Here is a 25,066-nt window from a genome sequence, read left to right on the forward strand (position 1 = left end):
CGGCCTTGAAATACGAATGCATTTCAAAGCCGCCGATGCCATTTTTTTATTTGGTGCGGTCGTAGGCCGCCTGAGCCGTGGCGAGATAACTGTCGAGCCCCATCTTGTTCAGCTCGGACAAATATTTATCCCATTGCGACAACGGCATATTCCCGGTGATGAAGGCTACGGCCGTATCCGTCACATAGGAGTCGATCGCCGTTTTGCTGTTGGCGATTTTTTTCAGTTCGTCGGCGGTGTAGCTGAGTCTCGGAATGACCTCCTTCGGGAAACCCGGCACATACATATTCATGAAGTCCGGCTGGAAATTGGGGGACGCGTTCGGATCCGTTTCTCCCCGTTTCGTGGAGGAAGAGATTCGGCTCAAAGCAAGCGGCCGGTAGGCCGGGTTGATGTCCTGCCAGTTTTTGTTTTGCGGATTGCCCCAGAATTTCGGATTGAGAATGGCGATTCCGGTCTTGATGCCGTGGCTCACCTCGAAGTCCCCGACGTATTGGGCGGTGATCGCCGGATCGTCCGACCAATCGACGCCTTTTTCGCCGTAACGGCTAATTTTGGAAACGTCCTGGTTCAACATATAATCGCCGATCTGGAACGCCAGCTTCGGATTTTTGCTGTCCTTCGTAATAAACCACATCCGGCTCGGCAAGGTCGGGTTATAAGGCGTGAAGGCTTTGCCGCCCGGTCCCTTAACAGGCGCGAGCAGCGCCATTTTATTATGCAGAATGGCCGGCGTGTACAGGCTGTAGCTGCCGGAGGTGGTAATGCCGGCCATGCCGCCCTCGACGTTGACAAGCGCCTTCAGCTGATTCGAGTCCTGCGTGAAGGAAAGCGGGGACAGCAGGCCGTCCTTGACCAATTTGTTCATATACTCGAGCCCTTGCTTCCACTCGGGCCGGATGAAGGAGGCGACGACTTTGCCCCCCTCGACGTTCAGATAACCTTTGTCCGGGTTGGCGTAGATGAACGAGTTCATCAGATAGACCATCGGATTTTGGCCCCAGCCGTTTTTCGAGCCTACCATGCCGATTTCGTCTTTTTTGCCGTTGCCATTGGGATCCTTCTCCGCAAAAGCCTTTAGCACATTGTACAAATCGTCCGTTGTAGCGGGCATCTGCAGCTTCAGCTTCTCCAGCCAGTCCGAATTGATCCATGCCCGGTACGAGCCTTCGTTCCAGTTCAGCGCGACATAATTCGGCAATGCGTACACGCTTCCGTCCGCCAGCTTCAGATTGTTATAAATGAAGCTCTTGTCCGGATCGACGATGCTGTTGTAATTGACGGCTACCGCGGGATCCTTGTAGTAGTCGTCCAGCTTGACGAAGACGCCCTTGGAGGCGTAATCGTAAGCGGTTACTTCGTCCAGCGGAATATTGACGATATCCGGCAGCGCCGTGCCGGAGGATACCATAAGCGCCAGCTTCGTTTTGGCTTCGTTGATATCGGCGGGAAGCTCGACGAATTTCATGTCGACATTGAATTTTGCCTCCAGCATTTTGGTGAACTGGTTCGTTTTGCGGTCCTCGACGCCGGGCTGCGACTGTACGGCAACGGTAATAGCCGTTTTGACGCCGGGAGTGGCGGAACCCCCCGCGTTCGAGTTGCCCGCACTCGGGCTCGGGCTCGCGCTCGGGTCGCTCGCCGTCCCCTGTTTGCTGCCGGAGCTGCAGCTCGCCAGCAATGCCATCAGCAGGCATGCCGTTAAAACAACCACCGTTCCAAGCTTCGTTCTTGATCGACGTGCAGGTGTGTTCAATTTGACTCCTCCTCTTGTTCTCCCAATGGATGGGTTGCGGATTTGTTGCAACCGCTTGCAACGCTATCGTATAGGAAGCCGTCCCCGGCGATAAACGATCAATTGCGGCTCCTTCTGTCACGGAGCAAGATTCGGCACTGTCACTTTCTCCGCCCGCTGTCACACGGTCGGATTTTTATTGTTTTCGCGCCATACCGTCGGCGAAACGCCGTGCTTTTTCGAGAAAGCCCGATAGAATGTCTTTTCGCTGCCGAACCCGCACATCATCAATATTTTGCCGTTCGCAAACTCCGTTTCCCGCAAGAGGCGTTCCGCATGGGACAACCGCACCTCTTCGACCAGATTCCCCAAGCTTTTGCCCGACTGCTCCTTCACGAACGAAAAGACGTATTTCTCCGAGATCAGCAGCTGCGCCGCGATGCTGCCGGCCGACAGATTGAGATCGGCATAATGGTCGTGAATATAGTTCATAATATCGATCTTCAGCTTCTCGTTGTTGCTCTTCTTGTTGCCGATGACGACATCGCACAAGCTTGCGCTCGCCTGGTTCAATTCATGGAACAGCTTGATCACGTCGTTCATCTGGCCGTATTCGGGAAGCGATAGCGCAAGCCGCCCGTCCGCGTCGAACCGCTTGCTGACGATCGCCTTGCAGGCGTTGTCCACGATTTGCCGGAAGGAATAGAAAATTTGCAGCTGCTCCTGCTCGGTCAAGGCATAATTCGCCATGCTCCGCAGACTGTCGGCAAAAATTTGCGCGGCGATTTTCTTCTCCCCCGCGATCAGCGCGTCGTACAGCTTCAGCAGGATGGCGATATCGAAAGGAGGTTTGTCCGCGTTTTCCGCAGCGGGCTCATAGACGTAAACGCCGCCGGAAACGTCGTTCTCGTGAATGCTCAGCGCGCACATCGCCTGCTGGTACGCCGTTTTGGCCTGCTGGATGCCGACAACGACGGGACTCAGGCCGATATTGATCGTTAGCGAGATCGGCGAATTTACGTTGATCATTCGAATCAGCTCCGTCAACCCGATTTGGATCGAGTCGATGTACGAGCTGTTTATCCGATCCAGGAAGATGACGAAGATCGTTTCGTTGGTATGGAGGTTCAACGTTTCGAAGTCGGTGTCTACGATCGCCCGGAACGAATGCTCCAGCTCCAGGACGATATTTTGCTGGATGGACAGATCGACGGGACTGCTGTCATCCAGGCGATAGCTCACTTTGGCCACGCAGAACCGGTCGAAGCTGCCGCCAAAATAGGCTCCCGCCTCCTGCTTTTCCCTTTCCGTATATACGCCCAGGATGAGCGCATTTTTGAGCACGGAATATTTGATGGAATCGTTCAGCGCGTCGATGCGGGACAGCTGCTCCTCGTTGATCGTGCTGATTCTCGTAATGGCATGATTGAGATACGAATATTCGTTGCTGCTAGTAAAGATCGTATTGCTCGATCGGGAGGCGGCCTCGATCAGCCGCTTGAGCCACATCGTTTCTTTCATGGAGAACAGCATGGACAGCAAGGCGATGAGCAGCGTGCCCAGCACGATATAGAGAATGACCAGCTCCAGCAAGGAATTGACGTTCGTCTTGATCGACTGCAGCGGAATGCCCACAACGGCATGCATGCCAAGCATGCCGCTAGAGTAGGTCAGCGCGATATATTTCTGCGATCCCAGCGTCACTTCATCCGCGTTTTTCAGGCCGGGGCGGATTGCGTTTTCCGGAAAATGATGGGACAGAACAACGTTTCCGTCATTGTCGGTTATATAGGCGAAATAGCCCTGGAGCTGGTCCTCGTATAAAATTTTGTCGACGATATCCTTCTTGTCGAAATCGATGGCCATGACGCTCTGTTGATCGATGGAATTATAATAGGAGTTGTTGATCAATACGGTCACGCCGTCGAAATCATTGCGGTCGTAGAAGTAGGAGAACACCCGGTTCTGCGTAAAAAACTTCACATTGTAATTTTCTTTGAACAAGCGGTCGCGCCATTCGTTAACGGTTACGCCTTGATAATGGTAATAATTAGCGTAAATATCGGCGTAATTGTCCGAGGAGAGGTAGTTGGAGATGTAGACCGGATTGTCCCGGAACATAATATAGACATTGGACAACATATCCTGCGTGAGCGACAAGCTCTTGAGCTTCGACTGCAGGACGTTGAAATCCACGTAATATTCGCTGGGAGGCGGCCCCTTCAGGAAGAACAGCCGCTTGAACACTTCCTCCTGGCGGAGCAGGTTCGTAATCTCCTGTGCCTTCACAATTTGCGCTTCGAGCGAGTCGATGCCTTCTTTCAACTTGACCTTGCTCGTATTGATTGCCAGTTGTTTGGCCAATGCGTAGGATTTGAACAAAAGCGGGGATACCATGAGCAGAAGAATGGCCAGAATCGCCAAATATTTCAGGCAGCGCTTCAAAAAAATGACCGTTGTTTTGTTTTTCCGCAGCCAGTTTCGTACGATTTGAAACACCCCCTTCTTTTCTGTGCCGCCCCGTCCAAGCGAGGAAGCCGGGCAACGGCCGGATTGCTCCCGGTGCTGCCCGGCTATGCCGCCAGTCCTGCCTGCCCGTGCCGCGGCCGCATCATCTCTGCGGCCCGTACAGCTTATACACCGCGCTTACGTCTTCGCCCGCGTAGCCGCGGTCGCACGCTTCCCCGTAGCGGCTGCGCGCGATCTCCAGCAACGGAACATGCAGGCCGATCGACTCGGCCAATTGCAGCGCCAGACTCAAGTCCTTGTGCATAAGCGCCACGGAGAAATTCGGTGTATAATCGTTCGCCAGCATCTTCGGGCCTTTGGCCTCCGCCATCCAACTCCTTGCGCCGCCGCCCGCCACCGCCTCCAGGAACAGCCGCGGATCGCCGCCCGACTGCTCGATCATGCGCACGCTTTCGGCTACGGCAAGCAAATTGATCGCCGCCAGCGTATTGTTCGCCAGCTTCGCGTTGGCGCCCGCTCCGTTGTCGCCGAAAAACACGGCCTTCTTCCCCATGGCGAGCAGCACGTCCATGCAGACGTCAAGCGTTTCTTGCTTGCCGCCGACGAGGAACGTCAGCACCCCTTCGATCGCTTGCGGCTCGCTCCCGGTCACCGGGGCATCGAGAAACTCAATGCCGCTGCAGGCCAGCGCTTCGGCCAGGCGCAGGCTCATCTCCGGCGCCACCGTGCTGCAATCGGCGACGATTTTCGCTTGGGCGCCTTCCCGTTCCAGGCCACTGATCAGCCCCGCGTCGGCAAAATACACGTCCTCGATCGCTTGATGATTGGCCAGCATCGTAAACACCAGCACCGCCCGTTGCGCGACTTCGGCCGGCGAAGACACGACCCTCGCCTGCGGATGAGCTTGAAATTCGGCCGCCTTGGCCGCATCGCGGTTATAGACGATGACTTCGTAGCCGTGCTTGAGCAAATTGCGGACCATCGGCGCGCCCATCGTGCCAAGACCGATAAAACCGATTGTTTTTATTGCGCTCATGGAGTTTGCACCTCTCTTGTCGGATTGCGATCACTTTATTCTGCCTGCGCAATGGGAAGCCGTCCGTCCTCCCCGGCGATCCCGGGGAGGAGCGGCAGCAATGTTGTCAGGTTAAGCAATGGTAGCTGTCCCAGCCTACTGTAAGGCTGGAATCGGCCTTATTTCGTCCGACGATCGCCGAAACGCCGCTGCAAGTTACTATTCACAGCCTGCATAGTCCCGGGCCTCGAAGACACCGTGGAGCAATAGCGGAACGAACTTCCACTAAGGAGTGTTGGAAGGCCAACTTTGGAGGAATAGCGGAATCTCTTTCCGCTATTGGGTACTCAAAAGGTAACGATGGCGTCATAACAGAACCTCCTTCCACTATACGGTGCTCAACAGCCAACTTTGGAGCCATAACGGAATCTCCGTCCGCTTTTTACATGGAATCGTGTCTCAGGAGCAGGGTGACGGTGAATAGTAACCGCTGCAAAGCTAGAATTCCAAGAAATAAAAACTAAAATTTACTTATTATTACAATATTAGTTTATTAATTTACATTCAAATAAGCAAATCAGTCAATGACCCTCAAACAAGCTAGTGCAGCTCCGCCGATTCGGTCAAAGGACGTTTGAACGCCATGCTGTCCCATACGAACACTTTGACATAGCTGCCCGGCTGATTCGGTACCGCGACGGACGCTTGCAGCGTGTTGTTATCGTATTTCTGTATGACCGCCTCCTGGGCCCAGTAGCTCGCAAGTCCGTCCGGCGTGTAGACGGCGGCCACCAGCACCGCCCGCTTATGCGTTTCGCTCGAGTTGAGGATGGTGACGGAAGCCGTGACGACTCCCGGTCCGGCCGAGTTGACGACTTGCCCGCTCGCATCGGTGAATACCGGGGATTCGACGATAAAGGCTTCGCCGACGATCACTTCGGCCGCGTTGCTCGTCAGCGTGTTGCCGCCATAGGTGAAGCTCGCCGTCAGCTGCGCCGTCCCTTGCGCCTCGCCTTCGATCCGCCCTCCAACACGATCGGCAACCGCCGGATGGTCGCTGACCAGCCCGATGCTTGCTCCGTCCGCGGTCAGATCGATGCGGTTCCCCGCGGCATCGACGCCGTACACCGCAAACGACATCGATTCGCCCAAGCGCAGCTGACGTTTTTCCGTCTCCAGCTCCAGCGCGACGATATCCTCCAGCCCCAGCCCTTCGTGATAAATCCATTTGACCGCATCCGCCGCTACTTCACCGTTGGCGTTGTCGCTCACTTGCACGGAACCGGACGTTCCGGATGCGAACCGGTGAATGCCGAGCGGCTTCCATGCGCCTCCCGTCGGCCGCTGGTCGACGGCGTACGTTTTGGTCCCGCCGGCGCCGCTTACCGTATACTTGGCGTTGCCGGCGCGGGAGACCGAGCCGTCCGGCAGATAATAGTAGACGGAATAATAGCCGGCTTCCGGCAGATTGGGCGTCCACGTGACGGTATTGGCGCCCGTGCCGGCGGCGATCCGCACATAATCGTTCTGGTATGCGAAGCCGCCCGTCGCCGCCGTCCAGCTGCCCGTTACGGCAGCGGCCGCATTGTCCACGGTGACCGCAATGTTGGTCGTCGCCTGCACCGTCGCGCTGCCGGAGGAGGCATTGCCCGTCGGGTCTTTCGCCACGACATAGAAGGAATAGAGCGTATTCGGCGTCAACCCGCTCACCGTATATTCATTGGCGACTTTGACCGAGGCGATGAGGCCGTCCGTGTCCGCGTCGTAAATATCCGCATCCAGCGGCACGCCGCCTTCCGCCGCCTGCCACGTCAGCTTCAGCGATTCGTCCGTAACCGCCGAAACCGCGAGCGACGTCGGCGCAGCCGGAGCGACGGTATCGTCGATCGTGCTCGTCGGATCCTCGAACACCCCGATATCGGGAGTGCCGGTGTAGAGCGGGTTGTTCCAGAAATCGCGGCCGCCGTTTGCGGCGACGGACGTACCGGCGCCGAGCAGCGGCGAATTCGCCCGCAGCTTGTAGCCGAGCACTGTGCCGATGCCGTCCGCGCCTTCGCCCGGAGCGACGAAGCCGGGATCGCCGACGATGTTTTTCACCCCTTGCAAGGGCGCCGTCTGACCGTAGAACGCGTTATAGTGAAATTTGGGCAGCGCGGGATATTGTTCCGACCCGCCGCCGGTGACATAAAAAATGTTGTTCGTGTACGTCACCTTCGGATTGTTGCGGATCGTGAGGCCGGTGCCGATGTCATTGTAGAAAACGTTGTTGTAAATGAGGCCCGTATCGCCCGATGTGTTGATCGTCATGCCGCTGTTGCCGTTGTGCTTGTCGTTCTGGCTGATGTTGTAGCGGATAATGTTGGAGCCGTTCTGCAGACGGCCCATATCCATGATGAAGCCGCCTTCGTTGTCATGGGAGTAATTGTACTGGTAAATATGGTCGCCCGAAGTGGCGATATCGGTGTCGAACGCGGCCGAATCGGCCTCGCCGCTCAGCCCCTCGTAATGCACCCGGCCGACTTCGTTGTGCTGGAACGTTGCGCCGTCCGTCCGCCATACCCACATGCCGGCGATCCATTTGTAGCCGTGGCCGTATCCGCCCGCATCGAGACTGACGTTGTATTCGATCAGCGGATTGCTGGTGACGCCCACGCAGATCGCATCGGCGCCATTGTTGAGAATCGTGTTGCCGCTGATGACGACATTCCGGTTAAAATAGGCTTTGTCGCTTGAGGCCGCATTGATATTGATCCCCATCGTCGACACGTCGTGAATGTAGTTGTCCTCGATCACCAGGTTGTCGAAATAGGCGAGCGGCTGGCCGGTTTCCCATTCCCAGGCATTGATCTGGATCGCGGCGTTGGCGTTCTTGTTCACATCCTTGTCCTTGCCGTCCGTCGTCGTCACCGTCGTCTCTCCATTGAGGGACATGCCGGTCACATCGTGGATGTCCATGTTGCGGATCGTGATGTCATGCATCGGCCCCTGATGGAACGCCTTGATCCAGATGCCGCTTCTGCGGTAGTAGCCGGTCAAATAGTCGTCGGGAGCGGCCGCCTTGAAGTTGGTCAATTCGAGGTCCTGCAGCGTAATGTACTGCACATTCTCGAGATTGATCGCGGCATAAGCCGCGTTTGCGTTAATAATCGGCTTCGGCCCCGTTCCGTAGCTGCCGATCACGATCGGATTGCCTGACGCGCCGGAGTTGCGGATCGCGACCGATCCCGTCCAGGAGCCGCCGGCCTTGAACAAAATCTGGTCGCCGGGCTGGTAATTCGTTTTGGCGTTCACCTTGGCGATCGACTTCCACGGCGCGGCCGAGCTCGTTCCGGCGTTGCTGTCGCTGCCGTCTGCGGAATCGACGTAATAGGTCGTGTTCGCCGCCGCGACCCGCGCGGCGGGCGGCACGACGAAAACGGCGGCAAACAGCACGAAGGAAACCAAAGCGCAAACCGCAAGTCGCATCGAATGATTTCGTTGCATCGTTACCCTCCTCATCGTATGGAAGATCATGTGGCATTGGGCCGGCATCGTCGGCCGTCGGGCTGATAGGTTATTCGTACGTGAAGGTGAACGTCGCCGTCTGCGGCAGCACGACGCCCTCGCCGCCGACACTGACCGTATACGTGCCGTTATCGGACGCATCGCCATGCAGCGAGTACTGGAATGTGAAGTGGCCGGACCCGTCCGATTCGGTCTGGTCGATATGGGTGACGACGCCCTGCGGATTGGTTACGGTCATGCCGACGAACGCATGTGTGGCGCCATACGTCTGACCGCTCACCGTCACCAGCTGCGTGGCGTTGTTGACGGAAGCCGTCACCGCCAGATCCGCCGACGGTGCGCTCGTCAGCTCGAACGCCGCATTGCCCCACAGCCCGCGCGACTTTTTGCTCGCTTCGCCGGTCGTCGTCCAGCCCCACTGCCCTCTGCTCGCATAACCGCCGTCGCTGAGCACGGCGTTCATGATCAGCGGCGCGCCCTCCCAAGGCCGCTCGAAACCGAGCGCCGCAAGCGGTATGGCCGCTTCCATCACATACCCTTTGCCGCCCGCGTCCGGCTTGATTTCCATAAATATCGTCGGGAACGTGTTAACGCCGTTCGTCTGCAGGTAAGACTGGTACCCGTAGTCGACGCCGCTGCCAAGCACGATTTGCCTGTCGCTCGGCAGCATCGTGCCGGTTCGGTCCGGATACGTCGTGAAGTCGAGGTCCTCGTCGCCGATAAACAGCTCCAGCACGTCGCCATTCCAGATCGATGCGCCGGTTCTGACGTTTTTCATCGGCGTCGGATCCTTCACCTTGGCGGCGACATACAGATGCTCGGCATCGTATTTCATATACACGTCGGCGCTGTGCCGCTGGCCGTCATTGTCGACGACGCCGGCGATCTTGATCAGCTCGCTGCCGGCCCATTCGCCGAGCGGATTGCCGGAGCCATCGGTGGCCACGACGCCGTCGATCGCAATCGGCTGACTTGCTTGACGGATGACGATATCGGTGTCGATCGGCGCCGTTGTCGCCTCCGGACCATAGGCGAACGCCAGCTTGGTCAAGTACGGGAAGCCGCCGGACACCGCCGGCAGTCTCACTTGAATGTACTTGACGCCGTCCGGCAAATAGTTGGCTTGCAGCACGTCGGGAATACTGTTGTTCGCCGAGGTGCCGAACGCCGGATGCTTGTAAATGCCTGCCGCATTATAACGCGTATAGGTCACTCCGTCCGCGGAGGTCCAGATTTCGAAGGCGTTGCCCGGCAGGCTCTGGTAGTAGTAGCCTTCCATATAGGCCGATTTGAAATCTTTCCCTTCCGGCGCCCGGTAGATCATTTCCGCCGAAGCCGCTGTCGATACCACCCGCTTGAAGTAGGTCGTCGTACCGAACGTGCGGATCGTGGACAGACTCGTTGCCGGATCCAGGGTGACCGCCTGCAAATTGGCGGTGCCGGTCCCCGCGGCGAACCGGGAGAAGTCGGCCGCCCGGTCGACGATATAGCCGTCGTAGCCCGGCGTTTCGGAGGAGGCGCTGTCCAGCGTGACGGTGTCGATGCGAAAATCGGCTGCCGCGCCGGTGCTGCCGAAATAACCGGCGGCCGGCAGCAGGATGCGAATGTACTGCGTTCCGGACGGCAGCGCGGCCGACTCGTAGGTCGCTTTCACGTTCTGCACGCCGCTCATCAGATCGGGGCTCAGCTTGCGCACAAGCGTGATCGGCACGCTGCCCGTAAAGGTGCCGCTCGGACTGTCGAACGTTGCGGCATACGCCTGCAGTTCGTCCGGCGCGGCGAACGTTAACGCCCACTTGTTGTAGGTGACGTCAATCGCCACTCGCTTGAACGCGCTCGACGTATAATACGCCAGCTCGCCGCCGATTCCGATTATGCTGCCCGCGGAAGCCGTGACGGCACGATAGCTGAACGCGTGCGACAGCCCGCTGGCGTCATCGATAAACCGGCCGTTCGCGTCGAAGGCCACTTCGCTGCCGTTGACCGTGCCCGCCGGGACGCCGATGAAAACCGGAGCGCTCAGGACGGCCGAACCCGCCGTCGTGCCGGCTGCGGCGACCGGCGTCACCTCGAACAGCACATAATGCCCCGCATCGGCCGAAGCGACAACATGCGCAAGCGACGTCTCCCCCGCAATCGCCGTCCGATTCGAACCGTCGGGCAGCGTTGCCCGGTACCATTGGAAGCTGCTTGCGCCTTCCGCGTCCGCTTCCGCATCCTGGTACGTGTAAACGCCCGTCAGCGTCTGACCGACGGCGGCCGTTCCGGTAATGCCGACATTGTCCGCCGTCGGCGGCTCGTTTACCGGATCCTGCGGCGCCGTGCTGCGGATGTCGAGGTCATCGACGCCGAACGTGCCGGACTGGTAGCGATACGAGGCGAACGTATAGCTCGCGATGGCGGACGCCGTCTTCAGCAGCGAAACGCCCGTCGCCGTCGCTACCGGCGTACCGTCGATCGATACGCTGTACGTTTGCGCCGCCATATCGGCATCGACGCGAATGTCGTACCATTGGTTCGCCGCATAGCCGCTCAGCAGCGTGCTTTTCCCGCTGCTTCCCACCCGCCGCGACAGCTTGTTGCCGTCGAACAGCAGCTCGATCACCTTGTCGCCGGTGCCGTCCTTCAGCGTCAGGAAATACCCTTCGGCGTTCGTCTGCGCCGCAAACACGCGCAGATTCGCGGTGAACGAAGCGGCGATGGCGGTGCCGAACGTGTAGGTCGCCGTATTCGCCGTGCTGTTGGCGTTTTCCGTCGTGGCCAAGTAGCGGTTGCCGCCCGCATCCTGGACCGCAACAAGATTCGCGCCGGTTGTGGCCGTCCAGCCTGCCGGCACTTGTCCGGTCGTCGTAAGCTGGAAGTCCTCCGACAGGTAGGTAGTCGTCAGCACCCGCACCGGCGCGCTGAACGCGGCGTCGCCTTGCGCGGTGCCTGTCGACGCGACCGGCGTCACCCCGAACAGCACATAGCGGCCTTCGTCCTCCCTCGTCACGGTGTAGCTCAACGCCGTGGCGCCCGCGATAGCCGTGCGGTCCGAGCCGTCCGCGAACGTCGCCCGGTACCATTGGAACACGGACGTCCCTTGCGCATCCGCTTCCGCGTCGGCGTACGTATACGTGCCGGTCAGCAGGCGGCCGGTTTCCGCCGTACCGGAGATAGTGACATTGCCCGCCGTCGGCGCCGCGTTGACGGGAGGCTCCGCGCCGCTGTCGGCGGAGACGGCAAGATCGTCGACATAGAACGTGCCGGCCTGGTACCGGTAGGTCGAAAAAGAATACATGTCGATTGCGGCGGCGTTCACAAGCAGCGGCGCAGCGGAAACGACCTGCACGCTGTCTATCCAAACGTCATACGTGTGCGCCGCAAGGTCGACGACCGCTTTCACCTGATACCATTGATTCGCCGTATACGACTGCAGCCAGCTCTTCGTGTTGCCGGCCATCCGCCGCGAAATATGGCTGCCGTCGAACAACAGCTCGATCACCTTGTCGCCGGCGCCGTCCTTCAGGACCAGAAAATAAGCTTCCGCATTCGTTTGCTTGGCGAGCACGCGCATTTCGACCGCAACCGTGCCCGCAAGCGACGGCGTAAAGGCGTAGGTGGCGGTATTTGCCGTCGAGTTGGCCGTTTCCGTCGACGCCATGTATTTGCCGTTGCCGCTCGATTCAGCCACCGCCACCGCATTCGCCCCGGTGCTCGCCGTCCAGCCTGCCGGCATTTGTCCGACGGCGATAGTTTCGAAGTCCTGTGCGTAAACGCTTTCATAATCGGCGTTTACCGGCGGCCCCGACAGCGGCATCCATACCGACAACGCCAAAACAGCCGCAAGCACGATGTTGACCAGCTTCTTCATCCGTACACCTCTTCCCGCTCGTAATAAACTGCCATTACCAGAGCCGCTTCGCATCGAGAGTTCGCAGCAACGCCTCATTTACGTTCACCTCCGCCCGCTTCGCCTCGTCTTCCGCGACCCGGGCGAACGCCGCGTCTCCCAGCTTCTTGCCGAGCTGCTGCCTAAGATCGGCCAGCTTCCGCTCGTAGTAGGCGGCTTCCTCCCATTGCTTCGGTCCGTAGATCGGCCTTCCGTGCGCGATTTCCTCCTTTCTTCTTGCATTTTCGGTGCGGAGCTCCTGCAGGAAAGCGGCATAGCTCGCATCGGCCAGCAGCCCGTTCTCCTTGCCGAGCAGCTGCAGCGTCTTGATGCCCACCGCCGTGCGCAGCGCCTCCTCCTTGAGTTTCTCCAGCGGGGTTTCGCCGGCATACGATCGCGTCCAGAAGTCCTTGTCGTCCGCCGCCTCGTATTTCCCCTGAAAATAGGCAAATACGCCGGCCCGTTCCGTCCGCACAATCGCCTTGTACTCCCGCAGCTCGAGCGGTTCCCCGTTGACGGTGGCGACGGCGGCGGTTGCTTCGTCCCGGCTGTCATCCCGGCTGCCCGGCGCCTTGCTTGCGGAGACGCCAAACGCAATCGCAAAGCCGAGGACGGCGAACAAGGCCCAACCGGCCGCCGTTTTGCCGGTCCGCGAAAAAGTCATGATCCGACACCTCCTTTCTCCGCGCCATGATCGCCGGACCGCCTCCCACTTTAGCAAACGGGGGAGGCGGTCATCTATAGGATTCCATGATGCAACCATACGATTTTGTCACTTCATGGCGCCGGCATAGGCGAAATGTTCCGCCTGCGGCCATCCTTTCCGCTCACGGACAAGCGGCTCCGCAACTTGCCGGAGCCGCCAAACGCTTTCGATCCGCTTATTTCTTGCCAACCGCAGCCGACCACTGGTCCAGCTGCCGCTGAACCTCGGCATTGATCGCATCCATGCCGGCCGCCTTCAGCTCTTTGACCATTTCCGGCAAATACTTCTCCGGATCGACCGCTCCGGTAATGAGACCCGGCAAATATTCTTTCACTTTGTTGTTGTAGGCGCTGATTTCGTTTTTGACTTTTTCCGGATCGAAGTTGAACCCGATGCTTTTGGCGCTTTCGGCCGATGCGTTGAACTTCCTGAATTTGTCCCATTTCTGCGGATCCTCGTTCGCCCACAGATAGTTGTTGAACTGGTTGCCGAACATATAGGCGGCGCCGAGCGCATATCCGGACGTCTGGGAGGTTACCCCGGACGGGTAATCGATCGTCTGCTCATCCTTCTTCACATAATGCTTGCCTTCGATGCCGAACGCGATCATGTTGACCAGCTTCTTGTCCGTATGCAGCAGATTGAGAAACATCATCGCCCGCGCCGGGTCCTTCGACGTGCGGGAGACGGACAGCATGGCGCCCAGCGTGCTGCTCGTCGACACGATCGGCCGCGTGAACTCGACCTGCACCCACGGCAAACCGGTCGCCTGCGACACCTCGGCGTCTTTGCCCGGCTTCAGCGACTCCGGATATGCGAACACCTTGCCGGACCGATACGCTCCGGTGAAATCCGCAAGCGTCGGCGCGTCCTTGTTGATATAACCGGCCGTATACCATTTGCGCGCCAGCTTCAATATAGCCATGTAGCGGGAATCGTTGTACGCGTCAATAACCTTGAGATCCTTTGTGTCGTGGTCCATCAGCCCGAGATTTTTGGCAACCGACCCCGAGCCGACAAAGGAATTGTCCATCAGCACCAGATCGAGGCCAACGTCCTTGCCGCTCAGAAACGGCGTCATGCCGGGCTCGTTCTTCTTGATGACCTCGAAGAAAGGCTCCAGGTCTTCGGGCTTCTTGACCGTGCCGAGATCAAATTTGTATTTATCGACCAAATCTTTGCGCACCAGCACGCCTTTATTGCCGGCGAATTCTTTGTTGGTCGGGAATCCGTATGTTTTGCCATTGAACTTGATCCCCTCGAGCACCATCGGGTCGAGCTGGGCCATCGCTTCCTGCGCGTACTTCTTCATCAGATCGTCGAGCGGAATGACCGAGCCGTTCTGCACCTTGGTCGTCCAACCGTCCCAGCTTGCCGTATACATCAGGTCGAATGCTTCATTGGACGCGAATTTCAAATTCATTTTGTCTTTCCAGCTGCCCCAGTCGAAGACGGTCATGTCGAGCGAAGCATTGATTTTGGTTTGCAAATACTTGCTGATTTCTTCGTTGATGAGCGCTTGATCCTTCTGCGGCACACCCGGCACGAACAGCGTGATCTTGTAAGGCTCCAGCTTGCTCGCTTCGGGCTGCTTGCTCGCTTCCGTCTTCGGCTCGGCGCTTGGGCTCGGCGAAGCGGCGTCTCCCGCTCCGTTGCCGCTCGAACCGCATGCGTTCAGCGCCAGACTTGCGGCCAGCGCCAGACCCAGAAGCGCAGGTCTTGTTGGGCGTAATCCTCTCATTTGTTTTCCCCTCCGTCATCATCGTTTATATGCTAACCGGCGCAGTATGCTCCGGATACAGCCTACCCTTTAACGGCGCCAACCGTAAGCCCTTTGACGAAATATTTCTGGAAGAACGGATAGGCCAGCACGATCGGTCCCATCCCGATAATAGCCATCGCCATGCGCGCGGTTTCGTTCGGCAGCTTCGCGATCTGGTCGCCCATGCCGGCGGTCGCCGCCAAGTCGTTCAGAAACTGCAGGTTTTTCATCGCCTTGTACATCAAATATTGCAAGCTCACCAACTGTTCGTCGTTGATGAACACCAGGCTGTTGAACCAGTCGTTCCAGTAGCGGAGCGTATAGAACAGGCCGATCGTCGACAGCACGGGAAGCGACAGCGGCAGTACGATCCGCGCGAAGATGCGCAGCTCGCCGGCTCCGTCGATTTTGGCCGATTCCAGAATCGAAGGATGAATGTTGGTCGTAAAGAAGGTGCGCATGACGATCACATAGAACGCGCTCAGCAAATGATTCGGGACGATCAACGCCAGCAGCGTGTCGCGCAGGTCGAAGACGTACGTGTAAACCAGATACCAGGGGACGAGCCCGCCGCCGAAAATCATCGTAAAAAACACGAAGAAGGAGAAAAACCCGCGAAAGCGGAAATCGGGCCGCGAAAGCGGATAGGCGACCAGCGCCGTCATGCCCAGCGCGGCGACGGTGCCGGCGACGGTGACGAAGATCGAGACGCCGTATGCGTGAACGATCGGACCCGCGTCGCGGAACAGGAAGCTGTACGCCGCCGTGCTGAACACTTGCGGAATGATGCTGTAGCCGTGCCGATAGACGGCATCCTGATCCGTCAGCGACACGCTCAGCACGACCAGCACCGGAAACAGGCAGGCCAGCGAAAGAATGATGAACACGATATGCAGCGCGAAGTCGGCGGAAGGCCCAATGGCATTGATATCCCCCCGTTTTTTGGCGTATGTCTCCATAGTCGGCCTCCCTAGAACAAAGCGTTTTCTTTATCGGTTTTGCGAACGATATAATTGGTGGCAATAACGAGCGCGAAGCCGACAACCGCCTGATATAGCCCTGCGGCCGAGGACATGCCGATATCGCCGAGATTGAGCAGCGCGCGGTACACATACGTGTCGATCACCTGCGTCGTCGGGTATAACGAGCCGGAATCGAGCGGCACCTGGTAAAACAAGCCGAAATCGGAGTTGAAAATATGGCCGATCTGCAGCAGCGTCATCACGATCAGGACCGGCTTGATGAGCGGCAGCGTAATCCGCATCATTTGTTGGCGTTTGCTTGCGCCGTCGATGAGCGCCGCCTCGTAATATTCGTTGTCGATACCGATGATCGCCGCCAGGTAGATGATGCTGTAGTAGCCGGCATGCTTCCACAGGTTGACGAGCGGCAAAATATACGGCCAGTATTTCGCTTCGCTGTACCAGGAAATCGGCTCCTGCCCGAGCGGCTTAAGAATATATTGGTTGATAAACCCGTATTCGCTGCTAAGCAGCGAGTAACCGAGGTAGCCGACGACAATCATCGAGAGGAAGTGCGGCAGAAACATGACGCTTTGATAGAACCGGGCCATCAGCTTCGCCCGCAGCTCGTTCAGCGCGATGGCGACGGCGACGGCAACGACGAGGTTCAGTGCAATGAACGCCGCATTGTACAAGACCGTGTTGCGCGTAATCAGCCAGGCATCCTTCGTCCGGAACAGAAACTCGAAGTTTTTCAGTCCGACCCACTTGCTCCCGAGTATGCCCAGGGCGTAGTTGACGTTTTTGAAGGCGATCAGGATGCCGAACATCGGTAAATAGTTGTTCAGAATAAGGTAAAGAACACCCGGCAGCAGCAGCAGCAGCAGCGCCTTGTCCTTCCGGACGTTGCGCAGGAACCGCGCCGCAGCGTTCGGCGGTTTGATCTTGATGGCATCCAACCGTTGTCACACCCTTCAAGTATTCGATCTGCATTCAGTATAAATCGCGGACGGTTTACTCTTCTATCGGGCAACGTGACCGTTTCCTCGATTTTGTGACTGCCATAAAGACGAAAAGATCCGGCATCTCATGCCGGATCTTATCTTCCGTTATTTTCCCCCAGTTGCCGATATCGCTTCCGGAACTCATGCGGCGCAATGCCGACTTTCTTCTTGAACGCCTGCCCGAAGTGGGAATAATTCTCATAACCGATCTCCTCGCAAATATCGGTAATTTTATCGTTCGTTTCGGCAAGCAGCAGCTTGGCCCGCTCCATCTTCTCATGGATGATGTAATCGATCAGCGCTTGTCCGGTCTCCCGCTTGAATACGCGGGAAAGATAAGCCGGATTCAAATAAATGGAAGCGGCTGCCTTCTCGCGCGTCACCTCCTTCAAATTCGCCTTGATGTACGCTTTCGTCTTCGCGATCAATGCCGAGCTTTCTCCGCGCTGCCGCTCCATATGGTCCGAAGCGGCGTCGATCAGCCATTCCGACCAGGAGCGAAGATGAGCGATTGAGCGAATGGCCGCCTGCTCGTCGCTGCGTTCGCGCAAGCCCGCCCACTCCTTCACCGACAGCCCGTTCTTGTGCGCAACATGGTAGATCATGTACAACAAGGCGTGATATAACGCGCTGGCCGATTCGGCATGATCGTGCGCTTCCTGGAGCTCGCCGAGCAATTGATCGAGGCGGCCCAGCAGCTCCCGTTTGTTTCCCGTTTCGAAAAGCACGACCCAATCGGACCACGGGATGGCAATCGGCGTTTTCGCTCCGGCGCCCGGGCTGACTTGCGATTCATCCAACCGTTGGACCGTTCCGCTATGGGCGATGTTGCTCTGCTCCAGCTCGAGGAGCCGATGATAAACATCGGTCAGCCCTACGACCGTCGTCCGGACGCCGATGTAGCAGGAAACCGAGCAATAAAAGTAGCGGCCGCTCGCTTCAATGAAGGAGCGGCAGGCGTCCTCGAACTCGCATGGCTCAAGCGGACAATCGCCGACTCCGTATGCAAGCGCGAGCAGAATGCCGTTCGCATCCTTGACGATATCCCCCCTGCATTCGCCGAGCATCAGCTCGCTGGCCGCATTGCGAAGCGCATATTCCAGTATTTCTTCATCGTACGGGCTAAACTCCTTGTGCCACCGCTCGATGCTGATCAGAATCGGCAGCACGGGCGAACCCGGCTCAAGCGGCAAATGAACGGCCTGCAAGCTCGGCCCGGACGGCACCGCTCTTCCCGACAGCAGATGCTGCCAATAACGCTCGACGACAACCGCCCGTTGCCGCTGCCACATGCTGCGGTATTTTTTTGCCGATTCGACCAGTTGTTCCGCTTCCCTGTCTTCCCCGATCTTCGCCGCCGTCCGCTTCAGCACCGCCTCCAGCTGCGCCGTCTTGACGGGCTTGAGCAAATAATCGAAGCTCCCGAGCCGGATGGCCTTCTGCGCATAGGAGAACTCGGCGTGGCCGGTGAGAAAAACCGTTATGGTGTCGGGAAAATGGTCGTTCACCCATTCGGTCAGCTCCAGTCCGTTCGTGCCCGGCATTTCGATATCGCAAATCATCAAGTCGACGGCGTGCGTCTGCAGCTTCTGCTTTGCCTCGTTCGCTCCCAGCGCCGTATACACTTCCGCAAATCCGAGCGCCGCAAAATCGACCGCTTTCAGCATCGCACGAATCGCATACAGCTCGTCATCGACAATCAGCAGCTTCAGCACGCAGCTCCCCTCCTCTTCCTTGCCGGCCTCATGATTGCGAATCGATGTCGCCTGCCGGCAAATCCAATTGCACGATCGCGCCTTTCGGCGCACGATTGCGAAACGACAGCTCCGCCCGGTCTCCGTACACCATGCGCATCCGCCGATACACATTCCACACGCCCATGTGGGTGCCCGTCCCGTCGCCGAACTTTTTCTCCGTTAACGCTTGCAGAATATCGGGAGCCAACCCGCGTCCGTCATCGCGAATCAGCACCTCGTACCGGTTCCGAACCATCGTTTCCCGGTGACGTTCGACGATAATCTCGATGTGGAACCGGCTGCCTTCCTCCATGCCGTGGATCACGGCGTTTTCGACGAACGGCTGGATGAGAAGCGGCAAAATCGGTTGATGCTGCAACTGTTCCTCTACCTCGATCCGATAGGTCAATCTCTCGGGAAACCGGAGCGACTGGATTTCCAAATAATTGCGAATGTGCTGCAGCTCCTCCTCGAGCGTAACGGTATCCCTGTGCGAACGGGTAATAAAGCGGAAATAGTCGGAGAGATGTTCGGTCATTTTGCATACCAGGCCGTTCTCCTCCAGAATCGACAAACTGTTGATCACATTCAAGGAATTCAAATAAAAATGCGGATTGATTTGCGCTTGCAAATGCTTGAATTCCGACTGCTGCGCTTTCAGCATCTCTTCATAAGCGTTAATTTTCAAATGCTTCATTTGCGAAACCATATCATTGAACGTTTGGATGAGAAAGTTAAGCTCTTCCGTCTTCGTTTCCTGTACGCCGATCTCCATCTCGCCTTTCATGACGCGGCGAATCCCCTTCATTAACGCATTCACCGGCGTGAACAGCACATTGCGAAGAAAGAGCGAGTAAAAATAGAGCGCGATGACGACGCCAACCGGGATGCAGAAAATAACCCGCTGGAAAAACGGCAGCTGCCGCAGCAAATGCTTCTCGGGAATCATCGCGGCCAGGCTGAGCGGCGCTTGGGAGAACGGTGTGCTGACCAGCAAATATTTCGTTCCGTCGCCTTCGTTCTTGAATACCTGATAGGCCGCAGGATTCGAAATCAGCTTGCGATTGACGGCCGCCATCGTCTCCTCGGCTGCCGCAGCGTCCGTCAACGGCTGGCCGCCCATACCGAGCAGAATCGCTTTCCATTGATCGCCGTAATCCAGCTTGCGCAGCGGGATAATCAAATCGTCGGGGAGAAAGACTGCTCCCGCATATACACTTGGAGTTACCCGTTCGACTCGTACCAGATAGTGCTGCTCGTCGCCGTCAAACAACTGCCAGCTGCTGAACTGCACATCCTCCGGATGACGGAAGCGCTTCTCCAGCATATCGCGGAGCTCCATCGTTTGCAGATAAGTCGTTTGGGAAATCACAAAATCGTTGTTGTCGGCAGAATAAACGAAGAGCGCGTGGATGTTTTTCAGCGTGCCGCCGCCTTCCACCATATCGGCGTGAAGCCTGACTTTCGCCAGTATATAATGCCCGTCGTCGGCCGGATAATCGGACAACGCCTCGAACTCGGCATGGTTGTTGCCATTGGCGATTTGGCGCAGCAAATAATCCGCCGTATCCTGCAGCACCGTGTCGATCTGGGCGACATGAATCGCAAGCGCATTGCTGGTGGACTGCGATACTTCCTCGCGAACGACTTTCATTGCGTAATAGTTTTCATAATACAGGAAAAGCGCCAGAGGGGCGATAATGATCACAAAACCGCGTAACAGCCGAAGTCGCAGCGTCGGTCGCTTCATTCGTCATTCTCCCGATTTTGGCCTATGATCCCGTCCATTATATCTTCTTTCTCATTAAACACCATTCGGAGCCGATCGGCTATATGCAGATGTGACGATTGTCTCGATTTTGTGATTTGTTGCGGGCGTCGGCTTCGTTTTCGCGGCGTGTTCGCTTCGCTCAGGTTTCTCCGGCTGGAACAGCTTCGTTGCACGAAGCGCGACATTCCCCCTCCGCCAACCAACAAATTCGTTTTTGTGCCGCTCCGATGAAGCGTCCTGGAAAATAGGCAGCAGCCGAACCTTCATGCGAATCGAGCCTCCTACATATGGTATAAATAGGCTTTGACTTGGCATCGGAACATACGCGAAAGGCGGGACATTCGTGGGGGTGTTTGAACAGGCTCGCGGCGAAAAGGACCGGCTCGTCCGGCAGCTGCTGAACGGGCAGCGTGAGGACGGCACGTGGCGGTTTCTATTCGAGAATGGCATTTCGCTCGACGCTTACATGATTATGCTGCTTCGTTCGCTTCAGCTGGAGGATGAGCCGCTGATCCGCCGTCTGCACGACCGCATCCTCGACCGACAGCGGGCCGATGGCGTTTGGGCGCTGTATGCAGATGAGCGCGACGGCCATCTGGCTTCCACGGTGGAAGCGTATTACGCGCTGCTTTACGCCGGCTACAGCCGCAAGACGGATGACCGGCTGCGCCGGGCCGAACGCCGTATCCTCGATCAAGGCGGCATGCGCCGCATCAACGGGCTGCTGACCAAGGTCATGCTTGCCGCCACCGGCCAATACCCGTGGCCGGCGAGGCTGACGATCCCGCTGGAGTTTTTGCTGCTGCCGCCGTCATCGCCGATCAGCTTCCACGACTTTTCCAGCTATGCCCGCGTTCACTTCGCGCCTGTACTGCTGCTCGCCGATCGCCGCTTTGCCGTAACGACGGCCTCCTCGCCCGACTTGTCCGCCTTGTTGGCGGGAAACGCCACTTACGGCTCGAACGATGCTCTCCCGCGCAATCGCGGACTCGAAACACTGCTGCAAACAATCCACACGGGGCTCGGTCAAATCGCCGGCATGCCGGCGCAGCTGCACAAGACGGCGGCCCGGCGGGCCGAGCGGTTCATGCTGGATCGGGTCGAGCCGGACGGCACGCTGTACAGCTATGCCACCAGCACGATACTGATGCTGTTTGCGCTGCTCGCACTCGGCTACGACAAGCGGCATCCTTTCCTTCTGCGCGCCGTGCAGGGGCTATACGACATGATCGCGGATGATAACGGGATGCTGCTGCTGCAGAATTCCCCGTCCACCATCTGGGATACCGCGCTGATCGGCGATGCCTTGCTGCAGGCGGGCGTCGCCGCCGACCATCCTGCGATCCGCAAGGCTGCCGATTTTTTGCTTGCCAAACAGCAGCGTTCGCCCGGGGACTGGAGCCAGAACATGGCCCATCCGGCGCCGGGGGGTTGGGGATTTTCCGAATCGAACACCAAACACCCCGACGTGGACGACACGACGGCGGCGCTGCGGCTGCTGCGGGCGGCGGGACCGCGCCCGGCCTACGCGGAAGCTGCCGAAAAAGGCATGAACTGGACGCTCGCCATGCAAAACGATGACGGAGGCTGGCCGGCGTTCGAGCGCGGGAAAACGAACGAGCTGCTGAAGTGGCTGCCGATTGAAGGCGCGCAGGCGGCGGCGCTTGATCCGTCGTCGGCCGATTTGACCGGGCGGACGCTGGAATATTGGGGGCGTACGGAGCGGTTGACCGTGCGGCACGCTTTCATCCGGCGCGGCGTAGACTGGCTGGCGGAGCATCAGGAGGAAGACGGCTCGTGGTATGGCCGTTGGGGGATTTGTTACTTATACGGCACATGGGCGGCAGTAACCGGCATGATGGCCGTGGGCGTGGAGGCGGAGCACCCCGCCGTGCGACGGGCCGTCCGCTGGCTGCTGGACGTCCAGTTGCCCGACGGCGGCTGGGGCGAATCGTGCCGCAGCGATCAGTTGATGCGCTACGTCCCGCTCGGCACAAGCAATGCCGCGCAAACCGCCTGGGCGCTCGACGCGCTGATCGCGGTTCACGCAGCGCCGCTGCCGGCGATCACCCGCGGCATCGAGCGGTTGATCGCGCTGCTGCACACGAAGGATGAAGCGACCGACTACCCGCTCGGCGCCGGCCTTCCCGGCACTTACTACACGCATTACCACAGCTACCGCTACATTTGGCCGCTGCTCGCCTTGAGCCGCTACCGGAACAAATACGCCGCCAAGCCTTAGGCGCGGCGGGCCAGTTGAACGATCAGGCGAAGCTGTCCAGCAGAAACTGCGCGATCTCGCCTTCGCGCAGCGGATCGCCTTCATGGCGAAGCACAAACCGCTTGCCCAACTCATCGTATTTCTGCTTGAGCATGTAGCCGTGTATCGGGTGGTGGATCACCTCGCCGACCGTCATTTCCTTCGGAATATAAGGACCGACCAGGGGCAAATCGTAAGTCATCAGCGCGGGCGGAGCGTCCGCGGACATGTACGTGATCGCCGAAGCCCGCTCAGCCAGCTTCAAGTTGTCCGGCTCGTTCAGTTCGTCCAGCGATCCAAGGCCGTAATACAGCAACAAATTCGGTTGAATGTGCGGCCCTTCGTAAATGTCCTTGTAAAACCGTTGATCCTTCGACACTTGCGTGACGAAGCCGACAAACGCGCTAACCGCGCTCGATTGCCGTTCGACCGGGTCGGCGCTGTCCGGCTTGGAGCGGTCGCCCTTCAGAGCGTTCCATAAAGCGACGTGGCCGCCGGCCGATCCGCCCGACGAGGCGATGCGCGACGCATCGATGTGCCACTCCTTCGCCATATGGCGCACGAACTGGATCGCCCGCGTCCCGTCGTCCATCGGAGCCGGGAATGGAGATGTCGTAATGAATCGGTAGTTGGCCGAAATGAGCGAGATGCCGGCAGTCAAACATTCCTCCATCAGCTTCGACGACAACACCGCCCGCTTGTCTCCGTTCACATATCCCCCGCCATGAAAATAGATGACCGCCGGAGATGGCGTTTCCGTGTTTCCCGGCAAATAAGCGTCCAGCACGTTTCGTTCGTGCGGCCCGTATGCGATATCCCTGAGTTGCGTAGTTGGCATGGCCAATGTTCACCTTCCGTTAAGCATTTTTGCCCACTCTTAATAAAGTAACGGAAGGTTTGGGAGGATGCAACTCGACCCTATCGCTACGTCAAGAATATAAGCGATCACCCGCTTCTTCGTATCTGCGTCCAGCCCCGTAAACGGCTCATCCAGCAGCTTGGTTATGCCGCCGGCATTGCCGTTCCTTAACCGGACGCCTCAATAACCCGGCGCTGCAGGGTAAAGCGTTCCATCGCCTTCCGATCGACATCGTAGCCGATGCCCGGGCGGTCCGGCACCTCGATCACGCCGTCCTTGACGGTTACTTCCGGCGCAATGATATCCTGCTCCCAATAGCGGGACGAGGCCGCCGTATCGCCCGGCAAGACAAATTGGGAAAGCGTCGTCAAGGCGACATTGTGAGCCCGCCCGACTCCCGCCTCCAGCATGCCTCCGCACCACACCGGAACGCCCTGCCGCTCGCAATAGTCGTGAATGCGTATGGACTCGCTTAATCCTCCGACGCGGCCCAGCTTGATGTTGATGATTTTGCAGCTGCCCAGCTCGATCGCCTTCCGCGCGTCTTCCAGCGAGTGGATGCTCTCGTCGAGGCAGATGGGGGTGCGGATCGCCCGCTGCAGCCTGGCATGATCCACGATGTCGTCATGACCCAGGGGCTGCTCGATCATCATCAGCTCGTATTCGTCCAGCTTCCTTAATCGCTCCATATCCTCAAGCGTATATGCCGAGTTGGCATCCGCCATCAACGGCAGCTGCGGATAACGCTCCCGCACGGCTTTGACCGGCTCCAGATCCCAGCCCGGCTTGATCTTGATCTTGACCCGCTTGTAGCCTTCGATCCGCGACTCCTCCACCTTGGCCAGCAGCGCTTCGACCGAAGGCTGGATTCCGATGCTGACCCCCACATCGATCGTCTTGCGACGGCCGCCCAAAGCGGTCGCGAGCGGAACGCCCAGCCGCCTGGCGTACAAGTCCCACACGGCGCAATCCACGATGGACTTGGCCATCGGATTGCGCCGGATCGGCGCGAACCTTGCCAGCAGCGCATCCGGGTGGCCGATCGGCGCCTGGAACACAAGCGGCAGCAGAAAGTCGCGCAGCATATGCTCGTTGGTCGTTACCGTCTCCTCGCTATAGACGGGAGCAGGGAGCGAAACGGATTCGCCGAAGCCGGAGCATCCCGTTTCGTCGATCAACTCGGCAATGAAAAATTCCTTGTTTGCGATCGTCCCGAACGAGGTGGCGAACGGTGCTTTCAGCCGCATCGCAAGCCGGTGAAGAACGGCTTTTTTTATAACGATCGGGGGGATTCGGGTCATCTTGTTCTCCCTTCCGGCAGGGTTCGCCTCTGTTTTAAAATATAGGCCATGTTTTATTGCCTATTTCACCAAAAACGGGAGGCCTCTGCAAAATAACCAGTGAAATCGCTG

General features: G+C 58.2%; 14 protein-coding genes. 1 reads left to right on the plus strand and 13 read right to left on the minus strand.

What is annotated here, in order from left to right; genetic code table 11:
• Positions 1-46: 46 nt before the first annotated feature.
• The 11 genes from EXY20_RS09415 to EXY20_RS09465 all read right to left on the minus strand — a co-directional run bounded on the left by EXY20_RS09415 (position 47) and on the right by EXY20_RS09465 (position 20,514).
• On the minus strand, positions 47-1,714 hold the full coding sequence (locus EXY20_RS09415) for a type 2 periplasmic-binding domain-containing protein (protein WP_135550119.1): 1,668 nt from the start codon (positions 1,712-1,714) through the stop codon (positions 47-49).
• Positions 1,715-1,915: 201 nt separating this feature from the next.
• Complete coding sequence (locus EXY20_RS09420; protein ID WP_135550121.1) at positions 1,916-4,234, minus strand: helix-turn-helix transcriptional regulator; 2,319 nt, start codon at positions 4,232-4,234, stop codon at positions 1,916-1,918.
• A 112-nt stretch (positions 4,235-4,346) separates the two neighbouring features.
• Positions 4,347-5,240 carry an NAD(P)-dependent oxidoreductase gene (locus EXY20_RS09425; RefSeq protein WP_135550123.1) on the minus strand — a complete coding sequence of 298 codons (894 nt, stop codon included), beginning with the start codon at positions 5,238-5,240 and terminating at the stop codon, positions 4,347-4,349.
• A gap of 579 nt (positions 5,241-5,819) precedes the next feature.
• Positions 5,820-8,702 carry a golvesin C-terminal-like domain-containing protein gene (locus EXY20_RS09430; RefSeq protein WP_167859113.1) on the minus strand — a complete coding sequence of 961 codons (2,883 nt, stop codon included), beginning with the start codon at positions 8,700-8,702 and terminating at the stop codon, positions 5,820-5,822.
• A gap of 70 nt (positions 8,703-8,772) precedes the next feature.
• Positions 8,773-12,576: a sugar-binding protein gene (locus tag EXY20_RS09435; RefSeq protein ID WP_167859114.1), complete on the minus strand. Its 3,804-nt coding sequence runs from the start codon at positions 12,574-12,576 to the stop codon at positions 8,773-8,775.
• A gap of 34 nt (positions 12,577-12,610) precedes the next feature.
• Positions 12,611-13,258: a hypothetical protein gene (locus tag EXY20_RS09440; RefSeq protein ID WP_135550129.1), complete on the minus strand. Its 648-nt coding sequence runs from the start codon at positions 13,256-13,258 to the stop codon at positions 12,611-12,613.
• Between the two features lie 217 nt (positions 13,259-13,475).
• On the minus strand, positions 13,476-15,041 hold the full coding sequence (locus EXY20_RS09445) for an ABC transporter substrate-binding protein (protein WP_135550131.1): 1,566 nt from the start codon (positions 15,039-15,041) through the stop codon (positions 13,476-13,478).
• Between the two features lie 62 nt (positions 15,042-15,103).
• On the minus strand, positions 15,104-16,021 hold the full coding sequence (locus tag EXY20_RS09450; RefSeq protein ID WP_135550133.1) for a carbohydrate ABC transporter permease: 918 nt from the start codon (positions 16,019-16,021) through the stop codon (positions 15,104-15,106).
• Between the two features lie 11 nt (positions 16,022-16,032).
• Positions 16,033-16,983, minus strand: coding sequence for an ABC transporter permease (locus EXY20_RS09455; RefSeq protein WP_407944904.1), 951 nt, complete (start codon positions 16,981-16,983; stop codon positions 16,033-16,035).
• 140 nt (positions 16,984-17,123) lie between these two features.
• Positions 17,124-18,743 (minus strand): response regulator transcription factor, encoded by a 1,620-nt coding sequence (locus EXY20_RS09460; protein WP_167859115.1) that lies wholly within the window; start codon positions 18,741-18,743, stop codon positions 17,124-17,126.
• 28 nt (positions 18,744-18,771) lie between these two features.
• Entirely contained in the window at positions 18,772-20,514 is a 1,743-nt protein-coding gene (locus EXY20_RS09465) for a sensor histidine kinase (RefSeq protein WP_135550137.1), read from the minus strand.
• 370 nt (positions 20,515-20,884) lie between these two features.
• On the opposite strand from EXY20_RS09465, the gene EXY20_RS09470 reads away from it, so the two are divergent.
• Positions 20,885-22,777, plus strand: a complete 1,893-nt coding sequence (locus EXY20_RS09470) for a terpene cyclase/mutase family protein (RefSeq protein WP_407944906.1) — start codon at positions 20,885-20,887, stop codon at positions 22,775-22,777.
• A gap of 22 nt (positions 22,778-22,799) precedes the next feature.
• On the opposite strand, the gene EXY20_RS09475 is transcribed toward EXY20_RS09470, so the two are convergent.
• Both EXY20_RS09475 and menC read right to left on the minus strand, forming a co-directional pair.
• A complete protein-coding gene (locus tag EXY20_RS09475) occupies positions 22,800-23,633 on the minus strand; it encodes an alpha/beta hydrolase (RefSeq protein ID WP_135550142.1) in 834 nt (277 codons plus the stop codon).
• Positions 23,634-23,821: 188 nt separating this feature from the next.
• Complete coding sequence (gene menC / locus EXY20_RS09480; protein ID WP_135550144.1) at positions 23,822-24,955, minus strand: o-succinylbenzoate synthase; 1,134 nt, start codon at positions 24,953-24,955, stop codon at positions 23,822-23,824.
• Positions 24,956-25,066 lie beyond the last annotated feature (111 nt).

The sequence above is a fragment of the Paenibacillus cymbidii genome (assembly GCF_004764705.1).
GTDB lineage: Bacteria > Bacillota > Bacilli > Paenibacillales > NBRC-103111 > Paenibacillus_AN > Paenibacillus_AN cymbidii.